Here is a 7,634-nt window from a genome sequence, read left to right on the forward strand (position 1 = left end):
ATCCGGCACGGGCGAGGGGCAATCCGGCGAGGGCGAGGGGCAATCCGGCGCGGGCCAGCAGGGGCATGCGAGCCGGGGCGTGCAGCGCGGCGCGGGTGTGTCACGCGGCGGCGGAAGCCAACCGCTCGTCTTTGGCGACGAGGCGGAGATCGACCCGGAGCGGCTCGCCTTCGAGCCGCTGCCTCCCGGGCAAGGGGGCGCCGAGGGCGAGGAGCTCTGGGGGCTCCGGGCCGCGGACCCTCGGCGGCGCGCGGGCCCGGCCGGGCCTGGCGGCGCGCAGGGCACCCAGGCGCGTGGTGATGCGACGGCGGGGCCCGGTGCGGCGCCGCTGCTTCCCCGCAACCGGGACATGGTGAGGCGGTACTTTGGTGGCGAGTCGTCTGGAAGGGGGCAATGACGTGGCAGCAGAGCTTCTCAGTCCCGCCGAGGCACAGGGAGCGGCGGAGGTGGCGGCCCGGCTCAAGGACGAGCTGAACACCGTCATGCTGGACCAGGAATCCGTCGTCGAGCAGGTGGTCGTGGCGGTGCTCGCGCGCGGGCACGTCCTGCTGGAGGGTTTGCCCGGTCTGGGCAAGACGGAGCTGTGCAAGGCGCTGGCGCGGTTGCTGTCGCTGCCCTTCCGCCGCATCCAGTTCACCCCCGACCTGCTGCCCGGCGACATCACCGGCACCTACGTGCTGGAAGGCGACGGCCGCCGCGACTTCGTCTTCCGCGAGGGCCCGCTCTTCGCCAGCCTGGTGCTGGCGGACGAAATCAACCGCTCCAGCCCGAAGACGCAGTCCGCGCTGCTGGAGGCCATGCAGGAGCGCAGCGTCACCGTGCTGGGGCAGACGCGTCCGTTGCCCGACCCCTTCTTCGTGCTCGCCACGCAGAACCCCATCGAGCTGGAGGGCACCTATCCGCTGCCCGAGGCGCAGCTCGACCGGTTCCTCTTCCGCATCCAGGTGCCCCCCGTGGGCGCGAAGACGCTGCGCGCGCTGCTCACCACGCGCGTGCGTGGCGCGCCGCCGGAGCTGTCGCCGGTGCTGGACGCGGAGGGTCTGGGCCGCCTCTTCGCCGCCGCGGACCGCGTGCACCTGCCCGGCCCGGTGGCGGATTTCATCGGCCGGCTGGTGGAGGCCTCCGACCCACGCCAGCCGTCGGCGCCCGACGCCGTGCGCCGCTTCGTCCGGTATGGCGCCAGTCCTCGCGCGGCGCTCGCGCTCGCGGCGGCCGGGCGCGCGCTGGCCCTGCTGCGAGGCAGGCCCAACGTGGGCTTTGATGACGTGGTGGCCGCGGCGCCCTCCGCCCTCAATCACCGGCTGGTGCTCGCCTACGAGGCCTCGCTGGAGAAGGTCAGCGCGGCGGACGTGGTGCGCGCGCTGCTCCAGGCCATCCCCGAGGTGCCGCGTGCGTAGCGCGGTGCTGACCGCCAGTGTCCTGCTCTGCGTCCTGGGAGGCTCGCGGGCCGTCGCGACGTCGGTGGCCGAGCCCACGGGCTACGGGTACCGCGATGCTTCCGGAACCACCGATACGCGGGAACACGGCGACCTGCGCGTCACCCACCGGCCCAGTGTGCTGAAGCCGGAGCGCGGCTACACCCCGTTCGATGTCGTGCTCCAGAACTCGGGGCCCGTGCCCCTGCAGGTCCGTCTGACCTTCCAGGGACATTCGAGCTCAGGCCCGAGAACCGCCGAGCGCACGGTGGAGGTGGCGCCGCGTCAGCGGCTCGTCACCTGGCTGTTCCTGCCAGCGGAGGTGCAAGCGGGGAGCCTCATGGTGGGGTCGCCCGGCCAGGCTTCGCTGTCGCCCCTCGCCCACGCCCCCGTCTATCTGGAACGTTCCACGGGTGGGACGGTGTTGGTGTTGGGGACGCTCAAGGACTTCGACGACACCTCGGGGGTGCCTCGGGTGGAGGCGAGCGGCAGCCCGCTGTTCTCTGTGCGCACCGTCGAGCCGCGCGATGCGCCGAGGGAGCTGTCCGGCTACGTGGGCCACTCCGTGGTGATGGTGCCGGGGGACCTGGCTTCCGTGCCCGCGGATGTCTGGGCCGTGCTGGAGGCGTACGTCCTCACGGGAGGGCGGCTCGTCCTTCCACAGGTGTCGAGCAGCCTGACGGACCGTCTGCCGTTACTCCCCAAGGAAGGCTCCAGGGATGCCGTGCCGTATGGCTTTGGCCGTGTGCTGCGGTGTGGCGCCGCGCTCGAATGCGGGCGGACCTTGAATGCGATGCTGGGGGAGGTCATCCCGGGGCCGGTGAAGCCCGCTGGGGACGCGCCTCGGTGGGAGCGAAGCAACCTGCTCGCCGGGGGCGTCGCGCCGCTGCTGGAGCATGCCAACACGCCGGTGGGGCGGTTCCTGCTGCTCATCTTCGCCTTCGTGCTGGCGGTGGGGCCGGGTGGGCTGATGCTGGCGCGGCGCCGAGGGCCCGTGGCGGTGCTGGTGGCGGTGCCCCTGGTATCGCTCATCACCTGTGTGGCGCTCGTGACCTGGTCGGTGCTCGTGGATGGTTTCGCCGTGCACGCCGCGCGCTACAGCCTCACCTGGCTGGACGTGGAGCGCTCGCGCGCGGTGACGCTCGGCGTCTCCGCCTGGTACGCCAACGTGTCCGCGGGGCCGGTGCGCTTCCCGGCGACGAGCGCGCTGCTGGCACCGGACAACGCCGACGAGATGCTGGCGGACCTGGACTGGACGCACGGCCTGACGGTGACGCATGGCTTCCTGCCGCCGCGGACCTACCGTGAGTGGGGCGAGGTGGCCGTGCTGCCTTCTCGCGCCCGGCTCGTCGTCCGAAAGGAGGGCGGCAGCGTCCGCGTCCAGAACGCGCTGGGGTCGCGGCTGGAGCAGGGCTACGTCCGGGTGGGGAACCAGCACTACGCGTTGCCCGCGCTGGAGGATGGCGCGGAAGGGGCGCTGGGCGAGCCGCTGCCCGAGGGCGAGACGCCGGTGAGCCGGTTGTTGTCCGGCGTGGGGGGACAGTCGCTCGCCGAGGGGCGTCTGTCAGGGGGCGAGGAGAACTTTCGCGCGCCGCTTCCGGAGGGGGGCTTCATCGCGCGGCTGGGGGGCTTGGGGCCGGCGCCCTCGTCCGCCGTTGACGTGGAGTTGGAGACCGGCGTCCACCTGGTGCGAGGCCAGTCGGAAGAGGGGCGGCCATGAGCCTGCTGGAGGTGAAGGGGCTGCGGCGCGACTACGGGCCGCTGCGCGCGGTGGATGATGTGTCGTTCCGCCTGGAGGCGGGCAGCATCCTGGGCTTCATCGGGCCCAACGGCGCGGGCAAGAGCACCACGCTGCGCATCCTGGCCACGCTGGACGTGCCCACGTCGGGCGAGGTGCTGCTGGACGGGCACTCGCTGGTGGATGCGCCAGACCGGGCGCGTCCGCTCATCGGCTACATGCCGGACCGGTACGGCACCTACGACGACGTCACCGTCTTCGAGTTCCTGGACTTCTTCGCGCGCGCCTATGGCCTGAAGGGCGCGGCGCGCCGGCAGCGCGTGGAGTCGGTGATGGAGTTCACCGGGCTCACCCCCCTGGCGGACCGGCTCACCACCGCGCTGTCCAAGGGCATGCGGCAGCGCGTGGCGCTGGGGCGCACGCTGCTGCACGACCCGTCGCTGCTGCTGCTGGACGAGCCCGCGGACGGGTTGGACCCGCGCGCCCGCATCGAGCTGCGAGAGCTGCTCCGCGCCCTGGCGGACCAGGGCAAGGCGGTCATCATCTCCAGCCACATCCTCACGGAGCTGGCGGAGATTTGCGACACCTGCGCCATCATCGAGCAGGGGCGTCTGCTGGCCACCGGGAAGGTGGCGGACCTGCTCCAGCAGCAGGAGGCGGGCGCGGCGGTGACGCCCGAGCTGACGGTGCGGCTGGCCGTGGGCGACGCGGGCAACGCCGTCTGGGAGCGCGCGGAGCGGTTGCTCCTGGAGCAGCCGCGCGTGAAGCGTGTGGCGCGGGAGGGGGAGTCGCTGCGCGTGCGCCTGGAGCTGGAGGCGGGCGCGGGCCCCGCGCAGGTGGACGCGGCGGCGGCGGCGGTGCTGGCGGCGCTGGTGTCCGCGGGGCTCCCCGTGTGTGCCTTCAGCGCGCGGGAGCGGAACCTCGAGGATGCCTTCATGACGGTGACGAAGGGGAGGGTGGCGTGAGCGCGCCCGTGGATACGGCGATGAGCCCTCCGGCCCAGGAGCCGACGGCTTCGGGCGGCGGCCGGGTCATGGGCGCGGAGCCCTGGTCTCAGCGGTGGGGGGACCGGCTCAACCCGCTGGTGGTGAAGGAGCTCCGCCAGGGACTGCGCACGCGCGTCTTCTGGGTGTGCTTCGGGTTGATGCTGCTGGCGTGCCTGGCGGTGGCGCTGGTGGCCTACGTGGAGACGCGCGAGGGCGCCTCCTCGCGGCGCGGCCAGGGCTACTTCTTCGCCTTCTTCATCTGCCTGGGGGTCGCGCACTTCTTCGTCATCCCGTACAGCGCCTACCGCTCGTTGGCGCGTGAGCGCGAGGACGAGACGTGGGTGTTGCTGGTGCTCACCGGCCTGGGCCCGCGCCGCATCCTCCGGGGCAAGGTGGCGTCGTTCCTGGTGCAGGCGGCCCTGTATGCCTCCGCGGCGGGGCCCTTCCTCCTCTTCAGCTACTTCCTCAATGGCATCGCGCTGCCCACGATTCTGGTGGTGCTGGCGCTGGGCGGCGCGTGGCTCGTGTTCCTCACGGTGGCCAGCGTGTGCGCGGCGACGCTGGCCGACGGCCGCATGGGGCGTGCCTTCGTCCACTTCGGCTTGCTGGGCACGCTGGGCATGGCGCTGTTGCAGGGGATGGGCGCGGCCTTCGCGATATCGGAGATGGGCGACCGGTTCCTGCGTGATTCGGACCTCCTCTATCTGGTGGTCCTCGTGTTGCTGCTGATGCTCATGGATGGCTGGCTGCTCTTCGAGGCCGCGGCGTCCCGGCTGTCGCTGCCCACGGAGGACTACACGCGGGGGCCGCGTCGCGCGGTGGGGGTGCAGGTGCTGGTGGGCATGCTCGCCGGCATCGGCATCTGGTGGCTGATGGGGCGCGCGCACACGGTGCCGGAGATGTTCGCGCTCCTGGGCGGCGTCCACCTGATAGGCGTGGGCATGTTCGTGGTGGCGGACGTGGATGGACAGGCGCGCCCGCTGCGCGCGGCAACCCGGCCCTGGTCCGTGCTGCGGCCCGGCGCGCTGCGAGGCTTCCGCTGGATGGTGTTCCTGCTGGGCGCCTGGGGCGCGCTGTTCTGGGGCTTGCAGGTGGGGTCCTCGGACCTGCCGCTGAAGGGCCTCTCCCTGCGGATGGCCACCCTGGCGCTGCCGGCGTACGGAGTGCTCTTCCTGTCGCTGGCGGTGTGGCTGGGGCGGAAGGTGCGCCCGGACCGGCTGGCCACGCCCGCGGCGGTGCGGTTGATGTTCGTGGCCTCCGTGGCGCTGGCCTCGGCGCTGCCTCCGTTGCTGGCGGTGTTGATGGGGTTCGATGGGGATGACCCTGTCCTCAACCTCTTCAACCCCGTGGTGGGCATCGCGAACTTCGCGACGTACGACTACGGGGCGTCCGGGCCGAAGATGTCCTGGGACTTGCTGGGCGCCGTCGTGGGGTTGGCGCTGGTGGCCGCCTTCGGGACGGACCGGATGCTCGTGGAGCGTGAGCGGCGGGCCCACGCGTCGTGAGCGAGCGGATGGACGCCTCCGCCGTCGCGCGGCTGGTTCCGGGGCTGGCCCTGGCGCTGCCCAGGGGCCCCCACCGGGGCCTCTTGGGGGAGGTCCGCGCCACGTCCGCGGGCAGCGCGCTGGAGCTGCATGACTTCCGCGCGTACCAGCCCGGAGATGACCTGCGGCAGGTGGACTGGAACGCGGTGGCGCGCACGGGAGAGCTCGTGCTGCGCATCCGCCAGGATGAGGTGTCGCCGCGCGTGGAGGTGGTGCTGGATGGCTCGCGCTCCATGGCGCTGTCCCCGCGCAAGGCCGCGTGCGCGCGGGAGGTGGCGCTGCTGACGGCGGAGGTGGCGGCGCGGCAGGGGCTGACGCCCACGTTGATGGTGGCCGGCGCCCGGCCGGAGCGTGCGCAGGGGCAGGCGTGCCGGGCGGCCCTGGACGCGGCGGACTTCGACGCGCGGGACGGGCTGCCGGAGTCGCTGGGGCGCCTGCCGCCGCTGCGGCCGTGTGGGCTGCGCGTGGTGGTGAGTGACTTCCTCTTCGAGGCGGACCTGCCGGCGCTGTGCGCGCGGCTGGCGCGGGGCGCGTCCGGGCTCTTCCTGGCGCAGGTGCTGGACGCCGAGGACCTGGACCCCGCGGGTGGGGATGGGGCCCGGCTGGTGGACTCGGAGAGCGGCGCGGCGCTGGAGGAGTTGCTGACGGACGAGGTGCTGGCCACGTACACGCGCCGCTTCGCGGAGCACCAGCGCGGCTTGCGGGGCGCGGCCTTGCGTGCTCGCGGAGCGCTGCTCACCGCGCGGGCGCAGGATGGGCTGGGCGCGTTGGTCGCGGGGCCGTTGCGGCCCCTGTTCCTCGCGGCGGGTGCGTCGTGAGGGGGCGCTGGGTGGACGACGTTGCCTCGCGCCAGGGGCAGGCCGTGGGCGGTGACACATGAGCTTTGGCTTCCCGTGGGGGCTGCTGGCGCTGGGCGCGCTCGTGCCGCTGGTGGCGGCGTACTTCCTGCGGCGCCGGCAGAAGCCGGTGGTGGTGAGCGCGCTCTTCCTGTGGAGCAGGCCCAGTCCTCGCGCCGAGGCGGGGCCCCGCTGGGAGCGCTTCACGCGGGAGGCCTCGCTGCTGCTGGAGGTGCTGGCGGTGGTGGCCGCCGCGCTCTTCCTGGCGGACGTGCGGTGGGGGGAGGCCGCGCGGGCCCGGCACCTGGTGCTGGTGGTGGACGGGAGCCTGTCCATGTCGGCGCGCGGGCCGGACGGCGTGACGGTGTTGGAGCAGGTGCGGCGCGAGGCGGCGGCGCGCGTGGAGTTGGAGGAGGCGACGCAGGTGACGCTGCTGGCCAGCGGCGGCACGCCGCGCATGCTCGCGGGGCCGGAGGCGGAGCCCTCCCGAGCGCTGGCCGCGCTGGAGTCCTTCCAGGCGCGGGGCGCGGACCATGACCCGATGCCCACGCTCATCTGGGCGCAGGAGCTGGCGGGGGCGGGGCGGCGCGTGGCCTTCTTCACGGACGTTCCACCAGAGAACGCAGCCCTGGTGCCCGCGGCCGTGCGGTGGACGGCGCTGGGCAATGCGCGAGGCAACGTGGCGCTGGTCTCCGCGCAGCGGCGCGATGACGGGCCCACGGCCACGGTGACGCTCCGGGTGGCGCGCTTCGGGGAGGGGCCGGAGGAGGTGGACGTTCGGGTCCGCGCGTTGCCAGGGGCCGGCGCGAAGGCCGGTACGGAGCGGGTGGAGCGCGTGCGCCTTCCGGAGGAGGGCACCGCGACGGTCCGGCTGACGTTCCAGGGCGCGGGCGATGTGGAGGTGTCGCTTCCGGACGACGCGTTGCCCGAGGACGGTCTGGTGCGGCTGCCGCCCGCGCCCACGCGGCCCATCGCGGTGGCGTTGGCGCGGGGACTGGGGGCTCCCGAGCAGACCGCGCTGGAGCGGTTCCTCGCGGTGTCGCCGGAGGTGGCGCGCGGAGCGGAGGGCGCGGCGACGGACGGGGTGTTGGTGCTGGGGCCGCCGGGGACGGAAG

General features: G+C 73.5%; 6 protein-coding genes and 1 pseudogene. All 7 read left to right on the plus strand.

Going from position 1 to position 7,634, the window contains the following annotated elements; translation table 11 throughout:
• Window positions 1–397 (plus strand): annotated as a pseudogene (locus HV824_RS33830) (hypothetical protein); the annotation flags it as partial.
• Window position 398: 1 nt separating this feature from the next.
• On the plus strand, window positions 399–1,397 hold the full coding sequence (locus tag HV824_RS33835) for an AAA family ATPase (RefSeq protein ID WP_176417993.1): 999 nt from the start codon (window positions 399–401) through the stop codon (window positions 1,395–1,397).
• On the plus strand, window positions 1,390–3,135 hold the full coding sequence (locus tag HV824_RS33840) for a hypothetical protein (protein ID WP_176425110.1): 1,746 nt from the start codon (window positions 1,390–1,392) through the stop codon (window positions 3,133–3,135). Before HV824_RS33835 ends, HV824_RS33840 begins: the two co-directional genes overlap by 8 nt.
• On the plus strand, window positions 3,132–4,118 hold the full coding sequence (locus HV824_RS33845; protein ID WP_176425111.1) for an ABC transporter ATP-binding protein: 987 nt from the start codon (window positions 3,132–3,134) through the stop codon (window positions 4,116–4,118). Before HV824_RS33840 ends, HV824_RS33845 begins: the two co-directional genes overlap by 4 nt.
• Window positions 4,115–5,644 carry an ABC transporter permease gene (locus tag HV824_RS33850; protein WP_176425112.1) on the plus strand — a complete coding sequence of 510 codons (1,530 nt, stop codon included), beginning with the start codon at window positions 4,115–4,117 and terminating at the stop codon, window positions 5,642–5,644. Before HV824_RS33845 ends, HV824_RS33850 begins: the two co-directional genes overlap by 4 nt.
• Window positions 5,645–5,652: 8 nt before the next feature.
• Window positions 5,653–6,501 (plus strand): DUF58 domain-containing protein, encoded by an 849-nt coding sequence (locus tag HV824_RS33855; RefSeq protein WP_176417989.1) that lies wholly within the window; start codon window positions 5,653–5,655, stop codon window positions 6,499–6,501.
• A 58-nt stretch (window positions 6,502–6,559) separates the two neighbouring features.
• Window positions 6,560–7,634: BatA and WFA domain-containing protein (locus tag HV824_RS33860; protein ID WP_176425113.1), on the plus strand; the 1,075-nt coding region annotated here is incomplete at its 3' end.

Source organism: Myxococcus sp. AM009, assembly GCF_013372605.1.
In the GTDB taxonomy this organism is placed as follows: domain Bacteria; phylum Myxococcota; class Myxococcia; order Myxococcales; family Myxococcaceae; genus Myxococcus; species Myxococcus vastator.

What these genes read in the sequence shown, in the direction of transcription:
- HV824_RS33845 (WP_176425111.1), top strand. Translation starts at nt 3,132, where the DNA reads ATGAGCCTGCTGGAGGTGAAGGGGCTGCGGCGCGACTACGGGCCGCTG.
- HV824_RS33855 (WP_176417989.1), top strand. Translation starts at nt 5,653, where the DNA reads ATGGACGCCTCCGCCGTCGCGCGGCTGGTTCCGGGGCTGGCCCTGGCG.